Annotated in this window: 16 protein-coding genes; 9 read left to right on the forward strand and 7 right to left on the reverse strand. The window is 66.8% G+C overall.

Annotated elements, in window-relative coordinates:
• Window positions 1–19 precede the first annotated feature (19 nt).
• Entirely contained in the window at window positions 20–2,233 is a 2,214-nt protein-coding gene (locus tag ILT43_RS00755; protein ID WP_239473919.1) for an LPS-assembly protein LptD, read from the reverse strand.
• Between the two features lie 219 nt (window positions 2,234–2,452).
• Here ILT43_RS00755 and ILT43_RS00760 point away from each other — a divergent pair, with 219 nt between their 5' ends.
• The 4 genes from ILT43_RS00760 (at window position 2,453) to ILT43_RS00775 (ending at window position 5,593) form a co-directional block, all read left to right on the forward strand.
• Window positions 2,453–3,928 carry a leucyl aminopeptidase gene (locus ILT43_RS00760; protein WP_204193253.1) on the forward strand — a complete coding sequence of 492 codons (1,476 nt, stop codon included), beginning with the start codon at window positions 2,453–2,455 and terminating at the stop codon, window positions 3,926–3,928.
• 180 nt (window positions 3,929–4,108) lie between these two features.
• Window positions 4,109–4,549, forward strand: coding sequence for a DNA polymerase III subunit chi (locus ILT43_RS00765; RefSeq protein ID WP_204193254.1), 441 nt, complete (start codon window positions 4,109–4,111; stop codon window positions 4,547–4,549).
• 85 nt (window positions 4,550–4,634) lie between these two features.
• On the forward strand, window positions 4,635–5,057 hold the full coding sequence (ndk, locus tag ILT43_RS00770; protein WP_055843352.1) for a nucleoside-diphosphate kinase: 423 nt from the start codon (window positions 4,635–4,637) through the stop codon (window positions 5,055–5,057).
• Window positions 5,057–5,593, forward strand: a complete 537-nt coding sequence (locus tag ILT43_RS00775; protein ID WP_204193255.1) for a GNAT family N-acetyltransferase — start codon at window positions 5,057–5,059, stop codon at window positions 5,591–5,593. The genes ndk and ILT43_RS00775 overlap by 1 nt, the downstream gene beginning before the upstream one ends.
• A 34-nt stretch (window positions 5,594–5,627) precedes the next feature.
• On the opposite strand, the gene ILT43_RS00780 is transcribed toward ILT43_RS00775, so the two are convergent.
• The gene (locus tag ILT43_RS00780) at window positions 5,628–5,969 is read right to left on the reverse strand and encodes a YciI family protein (protein ID WP_204193256.1); all 342 of its coding nucleotides are present in this window, start codon (window positions 5,967–5,969) and stop codon (window positions 5,628–5,630) included.
• Between the two features lie 323 nt (window positions 5,970–6,292).
• On the opposite strand from ILT43_RS00780, the gene ILT43_RS00785 reads away from it, so the two are divergent.
• Window positions 6,293–7,315: an AraC family transcriptional regulator gene (locus ILT43_RS00785; RefSeq protein ID WP_204193257.1), complete on the forward strand. Its 1,023-nt coding sequence runs from the start codon at window positions 6,293–6,295 to the stop codon at window positions 7,313–7,315.
• Between the two features lie 21 nt (window positions 7,316–7,336).
• Here ILT43_RS00785 and ILT43_RS00790 read toward each other — a convergent pair whose 3' ends face one another.
• The 3 genes from ILT43_RS00790 to purM are packed head-to-tail and all read right to left on the reverse strand — an operon-like array spanning window position 7,337 to window position 9,895.
• Window positions 7,337–7,918: a hypothetical protein gene (locus ILT43_RS00790; protein WP_204193259.1), complete on the reverse strand. Its 582-nt coding sequence runs from the start codon at window positions 7,916–7,918 to the stop codon at window positions 7,337–7,339.
• Window positions 7,915–8,811: a phosphoribosylglycinamide formyltransferase gene (gene purN, locus ILT43_RS00795; RefSeq protein WP_204193260.1), complete on the reverse strand. Its 897-nt coding sequence runs from the start codon at window positions 8,809–8,811 to the stop codon at window positions 7,915–7,917. Before purN ends, ILT43_RS00790 begins: the two co-directional genes overlap by 4 nt.
• Window positions 8,801–9,895 carry a phosphoribosylformylglycinamidine cyclo-ligase gene (gene purM / locus ILT43_RS00800; RefSeq protein WP_204193262.1) on the reverse strand — a complete coding sequence of 365 codons (1,095 nt, stop codon included), beginning with the start codon at window positions 9,893–9,895 and terminating at the stop codon, window positions 8,801–8,803. Before purM ends, purN begins: the two co-directional genes overlap by 11 nt.
• Window positions 9,896–9,959: 64 nt before the next feature.
• Between purM and ILT43_RS00805 the strand changes: the two genes are divergently transcribed.
• From ILT43_RS00805 to ILT43_RS00820, 4 genes are read left to right on the forward strand one after another with little or no spacing between them, the layout of a single operon-like run.
• Complete coding sequence (locus tag ILT43_RS00805; RefSeq protein WP_204193264.1) at window positions 9,960–11,198, forward strand: hypothetical protein; 1,239 nt, start codon at window positions 9,960–9,962, stop codon at window positions 11,196–11,198.
• 31 nt (window positions 11,199–11,229) lie between these two features.
• Window positions 11,230–11,841: an HdaA/DnaA family protein gene (locus ILT43_RS00810; RefSeq protein ID WP_239473922.1), complete on the forward strand. Its 612-nt coding sequence runs from the start codon at window positions 11,230–11,232 to the stop codon at window positions 11,839–11,841.
• The gene (locus ILT43_RS00815) at window positions 11,838–13,994 is read left to right on the forward strand and encodes an RNA degradosome polyphosphate kinase (RefSeq protein WP_204193267.1); all 2,157 of its coding nucleotides are present in this window, start codon (window positions 11,838–11,840) and stop codon (window positions 13,992–13,994) included. Before ILT43_RS00810 ends, ILT43_RS00815 begins: the two co-directional genes overlap by 4 nt.
• On the forward strand, window positions 13,991–15,457 hold the full coding sequence (locus tag ILT43_RS00820; protein WP_204193268.1) for a Ppx/GppA phosphatase family protein: 1,467 nt from the start codon (window positions 13,991–13,993) through the stop codon (window positions 15,455–15,457). The genes ILT43_RS00815 and ILT43_RS00820 overlap by 4 nt, the downstream gene beginning before the upstream one ends.
• A 7-nt stretch (window positions 15,458–15,464) precedes the next feature.
• Here ILT43_RS00820 and ILT43_RS00825 read toward each other — a convergent pair whose 3' ends face one another.
• Both ILT43_RS00825 and rnd read right to left on the reverse strand, forming a co-directional pair.
• Window positions 15,465–15,758, reverse strand: coding sequence for an I78 family peptidase inhibitor (locus ILT43_RS00825; protein ID WP_204193270.1), 294 nt, complete (start codon window positions 15,756–15,758; stop codon window positions 15,465–15,467).
• The gene (gene rnd / locus ILT43_RS00830; protein WP_204193271.1) at window positions 15,755–16,933 is read right to left on the reverse strand and encodes a ribonuclease D; all 1,179 of its coding nucleotides are present in this window, start codon (window positions 16,931–16,933) and stop codon (window positions 15,755–15,757) included. The genes ILT43_RS00825 and rnd overlap by 4 nt, the downstream gene beginning before the upstream one ends.
• Window positions 16,934–17,045: the final 112 nt, after the last annotated feature.

A 17,045-nucleotide genomic window follows, 5' to 3' on the forward strand; every position in this document is an offset into this window, starting at 1 on the left:
GGCGATACTGAACCCGCGCTTAGCGGCCGAGGTTCGTCAACGCCAGCGTCAACAGGAAGTTGTTCCCCTTCCGCGCATCGCCGATCTGCCGGTAATCGCGCCGCCACGTCACGCCCAGCCGTATGCAGTCGTCCTCATACTGCACGCCCAGCCGGTGACGGATCGGATCGAAACCGTCGGCCAGCGACAGCACGTCCTCGTCGCGATTCGTCAGATCGACGATCGCCGAGCCGAACACCGACCAGAAGCGTGCGATCTGAACCCGGCCACCAACGCGAACCTCCTCGCGGTCGCGCAGATCCTCGGTCTGGTCGATGTCGCGGTTCAGCTTCAGATAGCCGACCAACGCGTAGGTTGAACGACTGCCGACGGTCGCATCCACCTCGTTCCGGCGCACCCGGAAGCTGTCTTTGTCCAGACGGTAGCGATGCACAATCGACACGAAGTCCCGGAACCGCGCCTCGGTCCGTCCCGTGTAGTCGGAGAACCGGTCGCTCAGCCCGGTACCGTCCGGCAGGATCGTCGCGCGCGTCGACAGCCGGTAACTCTGGCCGAAGACCGTATCCAGGCTGAAGCCCGGCAGGTCGAGCGCGTACTCCGCACCGTAGGTGGCGCGCGACGAATCCTCGAACCGGTCGTACCCGGGGAAACGGTTGAGCGCGAACAGGTTGGTGTCGTCGAGGTCGACCGCGCGCGAATCCTCATTCGGGATCGACAGGTTCTTGATCCGCGGTGCCGCCACCAGTTGCACGCGCGGGGTCAGCCGCTGCGTCCCTCCCAAGAAACTGCCGACGAACGGCCACTTCACGTCCGCCGCCAGCGCCCCGATCGCCCGGCCCTGAAACCCTTCTGTGCCGCGATAGGTGACGACCGCGGTCGAGAGCGTATCGTTGGTGTTGTAGGCATCACCCCGCGCAAAGGCGGTGAACGTCACCTCCTGCCCCCAGTTGGTCAGCCGCCGGACGTCCCATTGCAGGCTGGCGAACGCGCGCTGCGTGTCCTGTCCGTCCGTCCGCGTCAGCGCGAGGCTGTTGACCTGCAACTGGATGCGCCCGCCCAGCAGCGGATCGGCGAAGCGGCGACGATAGTCGATCTCGGGCAGCGCGATCGGCTGAAGGCCCTGCCTGTCATTAACGCGCAGCGTCTGCACAGCCCAGCCGCTGATCGCGAAATAGCTGTCGGTGCCGATCCGCTGCAACGTCGCCGTATTCCGCAGCCGGTCGTCGCGCGAAATATCGTACCGGCGCAGGAACGTGCGGTCGGTCGCCAGCCGCAGCGATCCGCTCGCGCTCCACTCCGGTGTGAACTGGTACCGTGCAACACCGTCGATATAGCCGCGCAGTGCCATCTCGGTATCGGTCGGATCGACCGTGTTCAGGTCGTCGCTCCGCCGGCTTTCGGTGACATAGCCATGCAGCCGGAACGCCCCCCGCTCCGACAGTTGCGAGTAATCCGCCTCCGCCATCGGCAGCACGCTGGAATAGATATGCGGCGTCAGCGTCAGGCCGCGATTGGGCGCGAGCTTGATGAAATAGGGCGTCGCCAGTTCCAGCCCGTTGACCCGGCTATAGCTGAACTGCGGGCTGAGAAGGCCGCTGTCGCTCGACCCGCCGACCGGATGCGAAAAGCGCGGCAGCGGCAGCGCGGGCAGGCCGAACAGGTCCAGCCGCCCACCGGCGTAATAGACGCGCTGCCTGTCCGGCCGATACGTCACCTTGATCGCGGTGATCTTCCAGCTCGGCTCCTTCGGGCAGCCTTTGGACGTCTCGACCGCGCAGGGCGTGTAGGCGGCGGTCTCCAGCGTAACGGTGCCGTCCTCCGACCGCGTACCCTTCGCGGCCGCGAGCCGTCCGCCCTGTTCCAGGACGACGAGCATGTTGTCGACCACGCCGTCCTTCAGCGTGTCGGTCAGGTCGATGCGGTCGCCGTAAGCGATATCGCCCTGCGGATTGGTGACGGCGATATCGCCGGTCGCCACGACCTTGCCCGTCTTGCGGTTCCAGACCACCTGATCGGCGCGCAATCGTTGCCCCTGGCGGATCATCCGCACGTCGCCCTTGGCGGTGACGATATCGCCCTCGGAGTCATACTCCAGCGCGCCGGCGGCGAACTGCACCTGATCGTCGGCGGCGGGCGGGGCGCCCGCGATAGGATCGCCGGTCGGCGGCGCGACAGGGCGGTCCTGAAGGTCCTGCGCGGTCGCGCTGGTGGTCAGGCCGACCGCGCATGCCATCACGGCACACCCAGCGAACAGGTCGATACGCGGCAAGAAACCCGTCCCCTTCAACACGTCGACGCGGGCCTCCTGACAGGACAGCGACACGCTCTGCGCCTATCGCACCCCGCGCGGTCCCGCAACGTCGTGCTTTATCGCCCGCTGCCGTCCCGGCCACGCCGCGCTTGTCATCCCCCTCCGCAATCCTAGATGTGATGTTCATCAACCGAGGACTTCATGCAGATTCATTTCGCGCCCGCTGCGGCCGCCGATGCGGCCATTCTCGTCATCCCCGTCGAGAAGGACGCGCTGGCCCGAACCCGGTGGACCGGCGACGCCACGCGTCGCGTCGCGGAGGCGGCCTCATCCGCGTCGCGCTTTTCGGGTGAAGCGGGCTCCACCGTCGAGCTGTTCGTCAGTGCGGGAGAGGCCGAAACCGTCCGGCACATCCTGCTCGTCGGCGTCGGCAACGACGAAACCGGCTGGCGGAAGGCGGGTGGCGCGATCGTGGCGAAGCTGCTGACCTCCGGTGCGACGGAGGCGACCGTCGACCTGTCGGCGCTGGCGAACGCGCCGTCGCCAGCGGCGGTGGCGAAGCTGGCCGCAACCGCGGCGCAGCGCGCGTGGCGGCATGATGTGTACCGGACCAAGCTGGCCGAAACCGCCAAGCCGACGCTCACCGCGCTGACCATCGCCGGCGCGCCCGAGGGTACGGACGCGGCGTGGCTGCATCAGGATGCACTGACCAAGGGGCTCGCGCTCACCCGCACGCTCGTCGCGGAGCCGGCGAACATCATCTACCCCGAAACCTTCGTCGAGCGTGTCCGCGCCGATGTCGAGGGGCTGGGGCTGGAAATCACCGTCCTTGACGAGGATGCGATGCGCGAGCTGGGCATGGGCTCGCTGCTGTCGGTCAGCCTCGGCTCGGCACGCGAGGCCCGCGTCCTCGCCTTGCGCTGGAACGGAGCGGGGGAGGGCGATCCCGACCTCGCGCTGGTGGGCAAGGGTGTCACATTCGACACCGGCGGCATCTCGATCAAGCCGGCCGCCGGTATGGAGGACATGAAGTGGGACATGGGCGGCGCCGGGGCCGTCGTCGGCGCGATGCGCGCGCTCGCCACGCGCAAGGCGAAGGCGAACGTGGTCGGCGTCTGCGGGCTGGTCGAGAATATGCCGGATGGCCTCGCCACGCGCCCCGGTGACGTCGTGACGTCGATGTCCGGCCAGACGATCGAGGTGTTGAACACCGACGCCGAGGGCCGGCTGGTCCTTGCCGACGCCATCACCTGGACGCAGCGCACGTTCCGCCCGAAGACGATCGTCGATCTCGCGACGCTGACCGGCGCGATGATCGTCGCGCTCGGCAACGAATATGGCGGGCTGTTCTCCAACGACGACGATCTCGCCGCGCAGCTCGCCGCAGCGGGTCTGGCGACCGACGACAAGCTCTGGCGGTTCCCGCTGTCGGCGACCTACGACAAGCTGATCGACAGCCCGATCGCCGACATGAAGAATGTCGGCCCGCGCGGTGGCGGATCGATCACCGCGGCGCAGTTCATCAAGCGCTTCGTCGACGAGGGCGTGAAGTGGGCGCACCTCGACATTGCCGGCATGGTCTGGTCCGACAAGCCCGGCCCCGGCTACGACAAGGGCGCAACGGGTTACGGTGTGAAGCTGCTCGACCGCTTCGTGGCGGACAATTTCGAAAAGTAGGGGCGTACGCTCCGGCGCTCGGCGCGAACGGGAAGGGGATAGTCCGTGATCCGTCCGCGCCGAGCCGACTTGAAGGCAGCGCGATCGGCTCCACCTGCAAATCCAAGCGTCATGCCGGCACAGGCCGGGCATGACGGCGGGTATCTTCCCGCCACGCCACGCCGCCGCTAGACCGCCCGCATGCAGGTCGACTTCTACCATCTCACCGCCACTCCGCTCGACCGCGCGCTTCCCCAGATCGCGGAGAAGGTGGTGGCGAGCGGTGGGCGCCTGTTGATCGTCGCGAGCGAGCCTGCCCAGCGTGACGCGCTCGACCGCCTGCTGTGGAGCTACGCACCGACCAGCTTCCTTCCACACGCACAACTGGGACAGGCGGATGATACCGTTCAGCCGGTACTGATCGCGCCCGACGTCAACGCGGCCAATCGTGCGCGCAACGTCGCGCTGGTCGATGGCGTCTGGCGCGACGACGCGCTCGATTTCGATCGCGCCTTCCATTTCTTCGACGACGATCGCATCCGCGAGGCACGGTTGGCGTGGAAAGCGCTCGCCGATCGCGAGGGCGTCCAGCGCCGCTATTGGAAGCAGAACGACGCGGGGCGCTGGGAACAGGCCGCCTGACCAGCGGGTGTTGTTGCCTTCCGCTCCGCCCCCGACTAGGGGCGACGCGACTTTCCTCCCCATCAGACAGGAGCCCGTGACCGTCATGGCCGCGAACCGTACCTTTTCGATCATCAAGCCCGACGCCACGCGTCGCAACATCACCGGCGCCGTCACCAAGATGCTGGAGGAAGCCGGTCTGCGCGTCGTCGCGTCCAAGCGCATCCAGATGAGCCGCGAGCAGGCCGAGGGCTTCTACGCCGTTCACCGCGAGCGTCCGTTCTTCAACGATCTGGTCGAATTCATGATCTCCGGCCCGGTCGTCGTGCAGGTGCTGGAGGGCGAGAACGCCATGCAGCGCAACCGCGACATCATGGGCGCGACCAACCCCGCCAATGCCGAGCCGGGCACGATCCGCAAGGAACTGGCCGAGTCGATCGAGGCGAACACCGTCCACGGTTCGGATTCGGACGAAAATGCCGAGATCGAGATCGCGTACTTCTTCAAGCCGGAAGAGATCGTCGGCTGATGCCGTGCCGGCTGCGACGGGCGGAGGCAGGCGATGCGCCGGCCCTGTCGCTCGTTGCGGCCGCCAGCTTCCTCGAGACGTTCGCCGGCACCCTGTCCGGCGACGACATCGTCGCGCACGTGACGAACAAGAGCGCACCCGCGATGTTCGCCCGCTGGATCGCCGATCCCGTCAGCATCGCGACGCTCGCGACCCATCCGGACGGCGATGCGCCCGTAGGTTACACCGTCCTGACCACGCCCGACGCGGTTGGCGACATCATGCCGGGCGACATTGAATTGCGCCGCATCTACACGCTATCGACGGCGCGCGGCACGGGGCTGGGATCGGCGCTGATGGACCGCGCGATCACAGATGCCCGCGCCCTCGGCCACACCCGCATGCTGCTGGGCGTCCTCGCGACCAATCACCGCGCCTGCGCCTTTTACGAGCGGCAAGGATTCAGCGTCGTCGCCGATCGCCGCTTCAAGGTCGGCGCGACCTGGCACGACGACCGCGTCTACGCGCGGGCTCTGACTGGAAGCTCGTCCGGGTAACGATGATCGGGGGCCACGGCTCGATGTCGAAGCATCAGCGCAACGCCGTCACCTCGAGCATCGGGTGACATTCATAAACACCGAGGCCGGCCTTCATCAGCGGATCGTCCGCGAGCAGTGCGGTGATCTCTTCGTCGTCCGACAGGGTGTAGAGTGCCACGCCGTACGCGCCGTTCGGGTCCAGCACCGGCCCGCACGCCACGATCCGGCGCTTTTTCGCCAGCCCCTGCTGCCAATAGCGCTGCATCATCAGCAGCTCGACTTCCACGGCTGACAGCGTGTCTAGGAAGTCCGAACGCGGCGGAATATACTTGCAGAAAAAGTGGTTCATGTGAATTCCGGGCATGGCGTTGTTGAGGACGTCTTTATGGCGCACCCGGGCGGTAAAAACCGCCGACGAGAGCAAATGTTGTCAATGTTTATCGAGCCTTAACTTACATGGGTTTATAAGGCGCAGTGTTCATTCGTGGAATATGTGCTCAGCGTGACAGCGCCATTTAGGTCGGCGGCTGTTTCCGCCCGACCAACACTCACCTTCGTCCGTTTTCGCAATGATGCTAATCCGAGCGTTCCGTTTGCAGGGCGGCGGAGGCGTACGCTCCCAATGCTCGCGGGAAGTTGATACTCGCTCTTCGCGGGAGTGCGGCGCAAATACAACATGTCAATAGGAAAGGTGTGTAGTCGTTGAGCGATTCGACTTTGAACCTCGATCTGAACGACATAGCCCGATCCGATGGTCGCGGAGCCTTGCGTAGGTCGGCGATCTGGCGGCCGCAACCGCGCTTCGTTCACGAGATCACCACCACTCTGCAACTCGACGCCGTCAACGATGCCGGCGGTATCGCCGTGCAGTTCGAACCAACACCCAGAAGTGCGGTTCATCTGGCATTCGAGGGTAGCCAAAGCGAGACGCTCAGCATCTGGACGACGCGAGCCCACCACGGCTTCATCAGTCGCCCGAAGCTCGCGGCCGATCTCATCACCATCCGCTTCGTGCGGACCGGCTTCATGCTTCGCGACGACAAGCGCGGCGAAGGAACGGTCGTGGGGTTCGATCAGGCGATGTGCGCGTCCTTTGGGGAAATGCACCACGAGCAGGCGTCAGCTGGATTCTCGGCTACGACGGCGAGCATCGGCCGTGACGCCGTCGAACGCGCCTGCCGAACGCTAAGCGGTTCGGAGTCCGTCCTTCTCCCTCGGTTCCTATCGGTCGTCGATGCAAATAGTCCCGGTCTGGCAGCGTTGCGACAGACGCTGGCTGTCCTGCAGGACCAACTTGTCCGCCGGATCGATAACGACCTGACCGTGCCGTTGCTTCAGGAGCTTCTCGTCTACCAGTTCGTCAGTGCGTGGCCGTCGAGCGGCGGGTCGATGACGCCGAAGCCGGCGGACATCTCGGTCAGACCGATCAAGCTCGCACTGGACTTCATCGAAGCGAACCTCCGCCGGGCGATCCGGATATCCGATATCGCGCACGCCGCCGGCCTCAATGCTCGCGCCTTGCAGACCGGTTTCAGGCGGCATGTCGGGTGCAGTCCCGTGCAATACCTCATCTCGCGCCGGTTGGATCGGGTGCATGCGGCCTTGCAACTCGAAAGCGACCTCAGCATTCAGGATATCGCCACCATCTGGGGCTTCACGCATATGAGCGACTTCGGCCGGCGTTATCGTCAAAGGTTCGGACGTTCGCCTCGCGATACCGTCAAGCCAATCCGGCAGTAGTTTACGCCGGCGTTACCGGATTCAAATCTTCTCGCGCGCCCACAAGGCATCGACCCGCGCCTGATTACCGCCGCGTTCACGGAGGCGCATGCCTTCGAGTCGCAACGTCCGACCGCGCAGCACGCGTCCCTCGGTCCGCCAGATCAGGTCATAGATCGCCGTCGACGTGCGCGCCGCATCGCCGTCCCAGTACCGCACTGTCAGCAGCACCGGCAGCCGCCCGGCGCGATCGTCCGCACCGCCGTCGGTCAGCTTCAGTATCGGCGCTTCGATCGCATTCACATCGATGGCGATATCCGCGACCGGCCGCTCCGGCGCGACACCCAGCGCCTTGGGGAACAGCACCGCCAGATCCTGCAAGTCGTGCTTTTCGTCCTTGATCGCCAGGCGCTTGCCGCCATCCTCGACCGTTGCGACCAGATCGACGCGGGCTCGCTCGCGCGCTTCGCTCGATTTGTCGGCGACCCGCGCTTCCTGATCGGCGCGCCGGTCGGCCCAGCCGGTGTAGAAGGTCAGGCCGGCGATCACGACGCCCGCAACCGCGACGACTTCCGCCAGCGTCACCCAGCGGCGGCGGGTCGCCTGTTCCGACGTCTCGCTCACCGGCCACCCGCTTCCAGCAAGCGGGCGGGGGCGGCCAGTTCCCAGCTTCGCGCGATACGATCGTCAACCAGCGCCCAGTCGACATCGCCCGACAGGGTCACGTCGACCCATCCGGAAGCAGGCGGCGAACGGGTGTCGGGCGCCGCCTCCGGCAGCATCGCCCGCTCGTCGTCACCGCTCGTCCGCACGCACATGACGTACAGCCCATCGCCGTGACGATCGTCGCGAACCTGTGCAAACAACTCACCGTCCACAAAGAAACCGACCCCCCCATCACTCGGCCGCTCCTCCGTCTCGGGCAGGCTCAACCCGGTTTCACGGATACGATCGATGGGCGTCATCACAAACTCCGACAGGATGCGCGGGTATAACGCATGTTCGGCCGACAGGACCCGTGCCGCCAGCGTCTCGGCGTCGTCGTCCTGCAACACCGCCACCCGCGATTGCCCCAGCACCGCGCCGCCGTCCAGTTCCTCGGTCACGACGTGCACCGAACAGCCCGCGTGCTCGTCACCGGCCGCGATCGCCCGTGCGTGGGTGTCGAGGCCTTTGTAGAGGGGCAGCAGTGAGGGATGTATGTTGACGATCCGTCCGCGCCAGCGCGCGACAAAGTCGTCGGAAATCAGGCGCATATAGCCGGCAAGCGCGATCGTCCCGACCTCTGCCTTGCGCAGTGCCGCGTCGAGTTGCGCCTCGTACGCCGCTTTTCCGATCCCTTTCGGGCTCAACGAAAACGTCGCAAGCCCACGTTCGCGCGCCCAGACCAGGCCGGCAGCTTCCGGCTTGTCGGAGGCGACCAGCACCACCTCGTAACCACGCGCCTGCTCCACAAGCGCCATCATGTTCGATCCCCGACCGGAGATCAGGATGGCGACGCGCTGGTTATTGGACATGGCTCGCCGTCCAGTCGCCACGGGCGCTCCAGGTTTCGGCGGAGCCGCGCACGGTGCAGCCGCGTTGTCCCGCCTCGATCCGGCCGATCGTCGCGACGCTCTCGCCGGCGGCGATCAACGCCGCCGTGACGGTGTCCGACTCATCGGCGGCAACGATCACGGCCATGCCGATTCCGCAGTTGAAGGTGCGCGCCATCTCTTCCGGCTCGATCGCTCCCTGCGCCTGCAGATACGCCATCAGCCGCGGCTGCTCCCAAGCGTCCGCATCGATAACGGCATGCGCTTCCGCCGGCAGAACGCGCGGGATATTCTCCAGCAGCCCGCCGCCCGTGATATGCGCCAAACCCTTGATCCGTCCCTCGCGCAGCAGCGGCAGCAGGCTCGCGACGTAGATTCGCGTCGGCGCCATCAAATGGTCGATCAGCAGCCTGTCCGCGTCGAAAAGCGCCGGACGGTCCAGCTTCCATCCCTTGTCCGCCGCCAGTCGCCGCACCAGCGAGAAGCCGTTGGAATGCACGCCGCTGGACGCCAGCCCCAGCACCACGTCGCCAGCCGCAATCGTCTGACCGGTCAGCAACCGATCGCGCTCGACCGCGCCGACGCAGAAGCCCGCCAGATCGTAATCTCCGGGTGCGTACATACCTGGCATTTCCGCCGTCTCCCCGCCGATCAGCGCGCAGCCTGCCTGCCGGCATCCTTCCGCGATCGAGGCGATCACGCGTTCGGCGATCCCCGCCTCCAGCTTGCCGCTGGCATAATAATCGAGGAAGAACAGCGGCTCCGCACCCTGCACGATCAGGTCGTTCGCACACATTGCGACCAGATCGACCCCGACGCCCTCATGCCGGTCCCACTCGATCGCCAGCTTCAGCTTCGTGCCGACGCCGTCGTTCGCCGCGACCAGCAGCGGATCGACGAAGCCTGCCGCCTTCAGATCGAACAGCCCGCCGAATCCCCCGAGATCGGCATCCGCTCCAGCGCGCCGGGTCGAGCGGGCGAGGGGGCCGATGGCGCGCACCAGCGCATTACCGGCAGCGATCGAAACGCCGGCATCGGCGTAGGTGTAGGAGGGGTTCTCGCTCATACCGATGCGCCTAGCCACATCGCGCTTGGATTTCCACGCCCGCTTCTGCAAAAGGCGCGGCACCATGCGCCGCTCCATCGCTCTTGCCGCCGTAGCCGCGCTCGCTCTCGCTTCCGCCACGGTTGCGCAGATGGACGATACCGGTCGCGGCGTCGCGCCGGTCGACAGCGCCGGCGCGTTCGAAGTTTCCGGCGTCACCGTCGATGTCGCCGCGAAGACCGCGGACGGTGCGCGGCTGGGCGGCTGGCGGCTGGCGCAGAGGAAGGCGTGGGTGCAGCTCTCGCGACGGCTCGGCGGCGGCGGAGGACTGGTGTCGGACGGCACGCTCGACCAGCTCGTGTCGGGGATCGTGGTCGAGAACGAGCAGATCGGCCCGACGCGCTACATCGCACGACTGGGCGTGCTGTTCGACCGGGGGCGCACGGGCGCGGTTCTGGGCATCGCAACCTCCGCCGGCCGCTCGACGCCGATGCTCGTCATACCGGTTCTCTGGTCCGGCGGGATCGGTCAGGTGTTCGAGCAGCGGACGCCGTGGCAGGAAGCGTGGGCGCGGTTTCGCACCGGCAACTCTTCGGTCGATTACATCAGGCCATCCGGAACGGGTGCCGACCCGCTGCTGCTGAACGTCGGCCAGATCCAGCGGCCCGGTCGCGGCTGGTGGCGGACGATCATCGACCAGTATGGTGCATCGGACGTGCTGATCCCCACGGTCCGGTTGACGCGGCAATATCCCGGCGGGCCCGTGATCGGCGCGTTCGAGGCGCGGCATGGCCCGGACAACGACCTGATCGGGCGGTTTCTGCTGCGAGTCGGCACGTCGGCGGGTGTCCCGCAACTGCTCGACGCCGGTGTGCAGCGGCTCGACGCGATCTATCAGCAGGCGCTGCGCAGCGGCCGGCTGGAGCCGGACGTCGCCCTGTCGCCGCCGCCGAAGCCGGCGGACACGCAGGCGCCGGTTCCCACCGGTGACATCGACACGGTCATGGCCAATCTGGGCACGCCCGCCATCGGCGCCGGCGCGACGCTGACGATCCAGTTCGACACGCCCGGCACCGCCAGTGTCGCCAACACGGAGGCGCTGGTGCGCGCGACTCCCGGCGTGCGGTCGGCGGCGACGACCAGTCTCGCGCTTGGCGGCGTATCGCTGATGCGCGTCGTGACGGACGGCGGGGCGGCAGCGCTCACCGCCGCGCTGGAGGCGCGCGGCTATCAGGTGCAGGGCGCGGGCGACACGCTCCGCATCCGTCGCGCGCCGCAGGTCGTACCGCCCGACGTGCCAGCGGACAGCCAGACGGCCGGTTGAGGGCGTGGCGCGCAGCCTCTTCCCCAGCCAGATGGCCTTGCCGCTGGCGCTCCCCGCCGACCCCCGCGACGATTCGTTTCTCGTGACGCCATCGAATGCGCGCGCCGTTCACCTGCTGGAGCGCTGGGGCTCGTGGCAGGTGCGCGTCGCGATCCTCACCGGCCCGCGCCGCTCGGGCCGCAGCACGCTCGCTCGCCTGTTCGCCGCGAAAAGCGGCGGCGCTATCATGGACGATGCTCATGCGACGTCGGAGGAAGCGCTGTTCCACGCCTGGAATGCCGCGCAATCGAGCGGCCGGCCGTTGCTGCTGGTCACCGACGCGCCGCCGCCCTTGTGGGACGTCGCGCTTCCCGATCTGCGCTCACGCCTTGCCGCCAGCGTGCATGTCGAAGTCGGCCCGCCGGACGATGCGCTGGTGCGGTCGCTGCTCGACTATCGCCTCAATCGGCTGGGTCTCGATGCGCGACCGGACCTCGTCGACTGGCTGTCTTCCCGGATCGAACGCAGTCATCTGGCGGTCGAGCGGACGGTTGATGCGCTCGACCAGGCCTGTGCGGAACGTCGCAAGCGCCTGACCATTCCGCTTGCCCGAGCCACCCTGATCGATGCCGGCCTGATCGCCGGCAAACCGGAGATGCCATGACCCGCCCAGCGCATATCGTGACGATCGCGGAGGCCGATGACGACGCATTCGTCGCCGAGCCGAACGACCGCTACTTCAACCGCGAACTGTCGTGGCTGGCGTTCAACCGTCGTGTGCTGGAAGAAGCGTGCAATTCTGCGCACCCGCTGCTGGAACGGCTGCGCTTCCTGTCGATTTGCGGGTCGAATCTCGACGAATTCTTCATGGTCCGCGTCGCGGGGTTGAAAGGCCAGCAGAAACAGGATGTCGAGCGGCGCTCCGCCGACGGCCTGACACCGGGGCAGCAGCTCGGTGCGATCGTCGCGGAGGCCGACCGGTTGATGGAGAGCCAGCAGGCGGTGTGGGGGGACCTGCGGGTGCTGCTCGACCAGGCCGGTCTGTTCATCCTCCGCCGCGACGCGATCGACGGCGAGGCCGACGAGTGGCTTGCGACGCATTTCCGTGAACAGATCTTTCCGATCCTGACGCCGCAGGCGCTCGACCCCGCCCATCCATTCCCCTTCATCCCGAACAAGGGGCTGTCGGTCATCTTCGATCTGGAGCGGAAATCCGATAAGGAGCCGATCCGCGAGATCGTCATGCTGCCCGCGACGATGCCGCGCTTCGTCCGCCTGCCGGGTGACCAGGCGCGGTACGTCTCCGTCGAGACGATCGTGAAGCGGTTCGCGCCCGTGCTCTTCCCCGGTTACGAGGTCCACGGTGCCGCTGCCTTCCGCGTCCTGCGCGATAGCGATATCGAGATCGAGGAAGAGGCGGAGGACCTCGTCCGCTATTTCGCCAACGCGATCAAGCGCCGCCGACGTGGACGTGTCATCCGACTGGAGCTGGAAACCGGCATGCCCGACGCGCTGGAAGGCCTGTTGAAGGAGGAACTCGGCGGCAGCGACACGATCGTCACCGAGAGTGGCAACCTGCTCGGCATCACCGACCTCGACATGCTGGTCGACGAGGACCGGCCCGACCTGAAGTTTACGCCATTCACCCCGCGATTTCCCGAGCGAATCCGTGAGTTTGGCGGCGATTGCTTCGCCGCGATCAGCGCCAAGGACATCGTCGTCCATCACCCCTATGAGACGTTCGAGGTGGTGCTTGCCTTCCTGAAGCAGGCTGCGAACGATCCCGACGTGGTGGCGATCAAGCAGACGCTGTATCGCGCGGGTAAGCAATCCGCCGTCATCAACGCGCTGATCGCCGCGGCGGAGGCGGGCAAGTCCGTCACCGCCGTCGTCGAGCTGAAGGCGCGCTTCGACGAGGAACAGAACCTCGTCTGGGCTTCGGCGCTGGAGCGCGCCGGCGTGCAGGTCGTCTATGGCTTCATCGACTGGAAGACTCATGCCAAGGTGTCGCTGGTGGTGCGCCGCGAAAGCGGCGGTTTTCGCACCTACTGCCATTTCGGGACCGGCAACTATCACCCAGTGACGGCAAAGATTTACACCGATCTCAGCTACTTCACGGCCGATCCTGTGATCGGGCACGATGCCGCGCAGATGTTCAACTACGTCACCGGCTATGTCGAGCCTCAGGATATGAAGATCGTCAGCCTGTCGCCCGGCGACCTCCGCCAGCGGCTGCTGCGGCTGATCGACGCGGAGATCGTGCATGCGCAGGCGGGGCGACCCGCCTCGATCTGGGCGAAGATGAACAGCCTGGTCGATCCCGCGCTGATCGACAAACTGTACGAAGCATCGGGCGCGGGGGTGGAGGTCGACCTCATCATCCGTGGCATCTGCTGCCTCCGCCCGCAGGTGCCCGGCCTGTCCGACAACATCCACGTCAAATCGATCGTCGGCCGCTTTCTCGAACACAGCCGCATCTGCGTCTTCGGCAACGGCAAGACGCTGCCCAATGACGGCGCCAAGCTGTACATTTCGTCCGCCGACTGGATGCCGCGCAATTTCGACCGGCGAGTCGAATATATGCTGCCGATCACGAATCCGACCGTCCACGACCAGATCCTCGATCAGGTCATGGTCGCCAATCTGCTGGATAACGAGCAGAGCTGGATACTGGGGCCGGACGGTGACTACACGCGCGTCGATCCGGGCGACAAGCCGTTCAACCTGCACCGGTACTTCATGACGAACCCGTCGCTGTCCGGGCGTGGTGCGGCCCTGCAGAAGGTGCCGACGCTGTCGCTGCGGGCGGCGCCGTGAACATCTTCGGCAAGCGTTCGGATCCGTCGCGTACGGCGATCGTCGACATCGGCTCCAACTCGGTGCGGCTCGTCGTCTATCAGGGACCGGCGCGACTGCCGGCGACCCTGTTCAACGAAAAGGTGATGGCCGGGCTTGGCCGTGGTCTTGCACAGACCGGGCGGATGGAGCCGGGCGCGCTGGCCGCAGCGCAAGTCGCCCTCGCGCGTTTCGCTGCGGTGACGCGCGAGATGGAGGTGGCGACCGTCCGCACCGTCGCGACCGCCGCCGTACGCGATGCGGCGAACGGGCCGGAACTGATCCAGGCAGCCGAGTCGCTGGGCCTGAATGTCGAAATCCTGTCGGGGGAGCAGGAGGCGCTGGGGGCCGGCTACGGCGTCCTGTCCGGCATGCCCGCCGCCGACGGGGTGGTCGGCGATCTGGGCGGCGGCAGCCTCGAACTCGTGCGCGTGCGCGGCGGCGAGGTCGAGGACCGCGTGTCGTTCCCGCTCGGCGTCCTGCGCATCGCGGGCACCCGCGGCAAGCCGCTGGAGAAGCGGGTCACCGACCTTATCGCCACGGCAGGTTGGCGAAGCCGGGGCAGGGGGCTGCCCTTCTATCTCGTCGGCGGATCGTGGCGGGCGCTCGGGCGGTTGCACATGGGGTTGTCGGACTACCCGCTGCCGGTCGTCCACCAGTACGAACTGTTACCCGCGACGATCGCGTCCCTCGCCGCACAGCTTCCCGGCATGACCAAGCAACAGTTGCGCGACATCCCCGGCCTGTCCGCCGGACGCGCCGCGACGCTGGCCGATGCCGCCGCGCTGCTGGAGATCGTCATCCGCGAACTCGGGTCGACCGGTTCCGTCATTTCCGCGTTCGGTCTGCGTGAGGGGCTGTTGTTCGAGATGCTGGACGCCAAAACGCGCGCGCTCGACCCGCTGATCGTCGCCGCGCGGGAGGAAGGGCGGCTGCTGGGACGGTTCCCCGAACATGGCGACCTGCTCGACCGTTGGATCGCGCCACTGTTCGGGCACGAATCGCCTGCGCAGGCGCGTATCCGCCACGCCGCCTGCCTGCTCGCGGACGTGGGCTGGCACGCGAACCCCGAATTCCGCGCCGAACGCGGTGTCGAGGTCGCCTTACATGGCAATTGGGTGGCGATCGATGCCCGCGAACGCGCGCAACTGGCGCAGGCGCTGTTCACCAGTCTGGGGGGCGGCACGATCTCGCCGGAGCCGCTGTCACGCCTCGCCGATCCGCGATCGCTGGCAACCGCTGTCGCGTGGGGGCTCGCGATCCGGCTTGGCCAGCGTCTGTCCGCCGGTCTCGCCGGTCCGCTTCAGCGCACCCGCCTGACCGGCGATGCCGGGATCGTTGCGCTCACGCTGCCGAACGACGACCGCGCGTTGTACGGCGAAACCGTGGAAAAGCGTCACGCGGCGCTGGCCGCGCTGCTCGGTCGCAAGCCGGTCCTCGGCTAGGCGGCTTTTACCCGCAGCGGAGTCCGTCGATCCGTCCGCCATCGTCCAGCACGACGTTCAGCCGATCCTCGCGCAGGTCCATCGTCGCCGCCTCGTCCGGCCGCAGCACGCGCAGGATGCGCGCATTCGTCCGCGCCTGCATCTCGTCGCGCCTCTCGCTGTCGAACTTCGTGCCGACGAAGCGCATGCGGACCTGTTCGTCGACCACGCAGGGGCCGGTGGGCTGCGGCGCGGGCGGCATCGTCGTGCATCCGGCCAGCAGAACCGCCACCGACACCGGCAGCATCAACACGCTCCTCATGCGACTTCCTCCTCGGTTCGCGTCATCTTCAAGCGGCCGTTGATCACCGCGAAGGCCAGCCGCCCCTCGACCAGATCGACCGCGTCGCGCCCGAACTGGTCGTAGCGCCAGCCCTCCAGCATTGGCAGCCCGGTGCGAACCCCGGCGGCCAGCGCCTCCAGCTCGTCGGACCGCGCCAGCAGCTTCGACGCGATGTCGATGTCACGCGACCGGATTTTCAGCAGCAGCTTGAGCAGGTCCGCAACCAGCGATCCTTCCTTGCCCAGCCCCGGCTTGCGATCGTCGCGCGGCGGCAGCTCATCCCCGTCGAGCGGCGTCGCTCCCTCGATCGCCGCCATCAATCGCGCACCGATGTCGTTGCCGGCCCATGTCGCGGACAGGCCGCGCACTCGCGCCAGATCGGCCTGCTTGCGCGGTGGATGGCTGGCGAGATCACCCAGCGTTTCGTCCTTGACGATGCGGCCGCGCGGCAGGTCCTTCGCCTGCGCCTCCAGTTCGCGCCAGCGCGCGATCGCCTTCAGCCGGCCGAGCATGTCCGGCTTGCGGCCTGACACGCGGACGCGCTTCCACGCGACATCGGGGTCGTTGGCGTAATTGGCGGGATCGCCCAGTCGCTCCATCTCCTGATCCAGCCACGCACCACGCCCGGTTTTGCGCAGCCGCTCCAGCATCTTCGGGAAGATCGCGGCGAGGTGTGTCACGTCGCCGATCGCATATTCGATCTGGCGCGCGTCGAGCGGCCGCCGTGCCCAGTCGGTGAAACGTGCGCCCTTGTCGATCTGGATGCCCAGCCAGCTGTCGACCAGATTCGAATAGCCAATCTGCTCCCCCTGGCCGAGCGCCATGGCCGCGACCTGCGTGTCGAACAGCGGATGCGGCGTCTTGCCCGTCAGATTGTACACGATTTCGAGGTCTTGCCCGCCGGCGTGGAAAACCTTCAGCACGTCCTCGTTATTGACCATCAGTTCGAGCAGCGGCGTCATGTCCAGCCCCGGCGCCTTGGGATCGATCGCCGCCGCTTCGTTCACGTCGGCGATCTGGATCAGGCACAGTTCGGGGTAATAGGTGCTCTCCCGCATGAACTCCGTATCGACCGTGACGAAGTCGGCCTGAGCGAGGCGGTGGCAGAGATTGGCGAGTGTCGCGCTGTCGGTAATCAACGGATGGATATGCATCGTCCGGTTCATAGCGAGGGTCGCGCGGGTTGACAAAGAGGGATAGGGAAGGGAAGCGCCCTCCACCTATTCCAGCCGCCACCCCGGCGAAGGCCGGGGTCCAGTTGCGAGC

It is taken from the genome of Sphingomonas longa (genome assembly GCF_016892685.1).
Lineage (GTDB): Bacteria > Pseudomonadota > Alphaproteobacteria > Sphingomonadales > Sphingomonadaceae > Sphingomonas > Sphingomonas longa.